The sequence below is a fragment of the Roseateles sp. P5_E11 genome (assembly GCF_054049355.1).
In genome coordinates, this window is the sequence record NZ_JBFUMO010000606.1 from 1 (window position 1) to 3387 (window position 3387).

The following is a 3387-nucleotide window of genomic DNA, read 5'->3' on the forward strand; positions in this document are numbered from 1 at the left end:
GCCCTTCCCTGGCCGGTGTCTCGACTGCGAAGACCTACTGCGCGCCCCGGCATGCAGCCGCTCCCGGGGTCAGGTCGCTATTCAAAAGCGCATTGAAAGCGCTTTCAAATTTGCGTCGCATCCTCCTGGGAGAGGCGAGAAAGCGGTTTCATGGAAAACCCGTGCGAGACGTTTTCATGAGTCGCCCGCTTCAGGGACAGGAAACCCACCAAAGGAAACGGCCGCCCGAGGGCGGCCGTCGCATCAGGTGGCAGACCACGGTCAGTGGAACTCGCTCATTCCTTGATCGCCGACAGCACCTGAGCCAGCGCCTGTTTCGCCACGGATTCGCACAGGCTGTTCATGCCCTGGAAGGCATTGGCCGAATAGTCGCTGGCGACGTATTCCTTGCCGCGAAAGCTCAGCTTGGTGGCCAGCTTGTCCTTGCCCGCAAAGATGCCCAGCATGACGCGTGCAGCCGGGGGACGCTGGCGGTATTCCTTGATGACGACCTCGGCACTCTCGGCGGGGGCGACGCTGTACCCCTTGGACGTCGCTTGCGCTTCGTAGGTCTGCTCGATCAGCGGGCCGACCTTGGGGTTCTGCTCGCAGTCGCCGCAGTCCCAACGCACGGCCAAGCGGGGCAGCACCTTGGCGTCACTCGCCGAAGCGGGCCTTGCCGCTGGCTCGGCCGCAGCCGCCACCGGGGCCTCCGTAGGCTGGGGCGGCTGGGGCTCCTGGGCGGCGGCCTGGAGGCTGAACAGGAGGGCGGCGCTGTAGACGAGGATGGCTTTGGGCTTCAAGGGCATCTGCGGATCGATGAAAACGGTTGGGGGCCGCGATGGTAGCGACGAACCTCCGCGCCTGAGCCTAGGGTTGGTGGGCTCCATCCCACCAAGAAGAACGGCCGCCCGCAGGCGGCCGTCGTGGCAAGCCAGGCGCCGCGTCAGTTCAGCGCCAGGCGCGCCCGCGCTGCCGCGTACTCGCGCTTGAGCCGCGCCACCAGCTCCGCAGCCGGCAGCACCTCGCGCACCGCGCCGATGCCCTGGCCGCTGCCCCAGATTTCCTTCCAGGCCTTGGCCGCGCTGCCGCCAAAGTTCATGGCGCTCGGGTCGCTCTCGGGCAGCTTGTCCGGATCCATGCCGGCAGCAATGATGGAGCCGCGCAGGTAGTTGCCATGCACGCCGGTGAAGAGATTGCTGTAGACGATGTCGTCGCTGTTGCTGGCCACGATCATCTGTTTGTAGGCGTCGGTCGCGCGGGCCTCGTCGGTGGCGATGAAGGCCGAGCCGATATAGGCCAGGTCGGCGCCCATGGCCTGGGCGGCCAGGATGGCGTCGCCGGTGGCCATCGAGCCCGACAGCGCCAGCGGGCCGTCGAACCATTCGCGGATCTCGTGGATCAGCGCAAACGGGCTCTTCACRCCAGCATGGCCACCCGCCCCCGCCGCCACCGCGATAAGGCCGTCGGCACCCTTCTCGATGGCCTTCTTCGCGAACTTGTTGTTGATGATGTCGTGCAGCACGATGCCGCCCCAGGCATGCACGGCGTTGTTCACGTCTTCACGCGCACCCAGGCTCGTGATGACGATGGGCACCTTGTATTTGGCGCAGACCTGCATGTCGTGCTCGAGCCGCTCATTGCTCTTGTGCACGATCTGGTTGATGGCAAACGGCGCGGCGGGCTTGTCCGGATTGGCGCGGTTGTAGGCCGCCAGCGTCTCGGTGATCTCGGCCAGCCACTCGTCGAGCAACTCGGCCGGCCGCGCGTTGAGCGCCGGCATGGAGCCGACGATGCCGGCCTTGCACTGCTCGATGACGAGCTTGGGGTTGCTGATGATGAACAGCGGCGAGCCGATGGCGGGCAGCGGCAGGTTCTTCAGGATGGGAGGCAGGGCCAAGTTGGACTCCGTCAGAAAGCTTCGAGGCTGAGTTCCGTCACGCTGTCGGCGCCATCAATGATGGCGGCACGCAGTGAGCTGGTACGCGGCAGGATGTGTTCGGCATAGAAGCGCGCGGTCACGATCTTGGCGGCCATGAATTCCTTGTCAGTCGCCAAGGCGTCTTCCGCCACCATCAAAGCGCGGGCCAGTTGCCAGCCAGCGACGAGGTTGCCCGCCAGCATCAGATAGGGCACCGAGCCGGCATAGGCCGCATTCGGATTGCTCTTGGCCGAGCCGGCGATGAAGTCGACCACGGCGAGGAAATCCTCACGCGAGGCGCGCAGGGCCTTCAGCACAGCGCGAGCGGCGACGCTGTCGCGCTTGGCCAGTTCGCCTTCCGTCACTTCAATCTGGCCGGCCACGGCGCGGGCCAGTTGGCCACCATCGCGCGCCGTCTTGCGGCCCACGAGGTCATTGGCCTGGATGGCCGTCGTGCCTTCGTAGATGGTCAGGATCTTGGCGTCGCGGTAGTACTGCGCCGCACCGGTCTCTTCGATGAAGCCCATGCCGCCATGCACCTGCACGCCCAGCGAAGTGACCTCCAGGCTCATCTCGGTGCTGTAGCCCTTCACCAGCGGCACCATGAAGTCGTAGAAGGCCTGGTTCTGCTTGCAGGCCTCCGGGTCGGGATGGTGATGGGCCGCATCGAAGGCCGCTGCGGCCGTGCTCGCCATCGCGCGGCAGCCCTCGGTCAGCGCGCGCATCGTCATCAGCATGCGGCGCACGTCGGGGTGGTGAATGATGGCAGCGCTGCCAGCCACCGAACCGTCCACCGGGCGCGACTGCACGCGGTCCTTCGCATAGCCCACGGCCTTCTGATACGCGCGGTCGGCGATCGCAATGCCCTGCAGGCCCACGCCGTAACGGGCCGCGTTCATCATGATGAACATGTACTCCAGGCCGCGGTTCTCCTGGCCGATCAGCGTGCCCACGGCGCCGCCGTGATCGCCGAACTGCAGCACCGCCGTCGGGCTGGCCTTGATGCCCATCTTGTGCTCGATGGACACGCAGTGCGCATCGTTGCGGGCGCCCAGCGCGCCGTCGGCATTGACGAGGAACTTCGGCACGAGGAACAGGCTGATGCCCTTCACGCCCTCGGGCGCGCCGACGACGCGGGCCAGCACGAGGTGGACGATGTTCTCGGCCATGTCGTGCTCACCGTAGGTGATGAAGATCTTGGTGCCGAAGATCTTGTAGGTGCCATCGCCCACTGGCTCGGCGCGCGTGCGCACCAGCGCCAGGTCGGAGCCCGCCTGCGGCTCGGTCAGGTTCATCGTGCCGGTCCACGAGCCGTCCAGCAGCTTGGGGATGTAGACGGCGCGCTGCTCGTCGCTGCCCGCGGTCAGCAGCGCCTCGACGGCGCCATCGGTCAGCAGCGGGCACAGCGCAAAGCTCATGTTGGCCGACTGCAGCATCTCGTTGCRGGCCGCCGCAATCGTCTTGGGTGCGCCCTGGCCGCCGAATTC

General features: G+C 66.4%; 3 protein-coding genes. All 3 read right to left on the reverse strand.

The features are described 5' to 3' along the window. Positions 1-275: 275 nt before the first annotated feature. Positions 276-788, reverse strand: a complete 513-nt coding sequence (locus tag ACXJKR_RS27755; RefSeq protein WP_457325568.1) for a hypothetical protein — start codon at positions 786-788, stop codon at positions 276-278. A gap of 137 nt (positions 789-925) precedes the next feature. After that, positions 926-1879, reverse strand: a complete 954-nt coding sequence (locus tag ACXJKR_RS27760) for an NAD(P)H-dependent flavin oxidoreductase (protein WP_056198230.1) — start codon at positions 1877-1879, stop codon at positions 926-928. A gap of 11 nt (positions 1880-1890) precedes the next feature. After that, positions 1891-3387: acyl-CoA dehydrogenase (locus tag ACXJKR_RS27765; protein WP_457325569.1), on the reverse strand; the 1497-nt coding region annotated here is incomplete at its 5' end.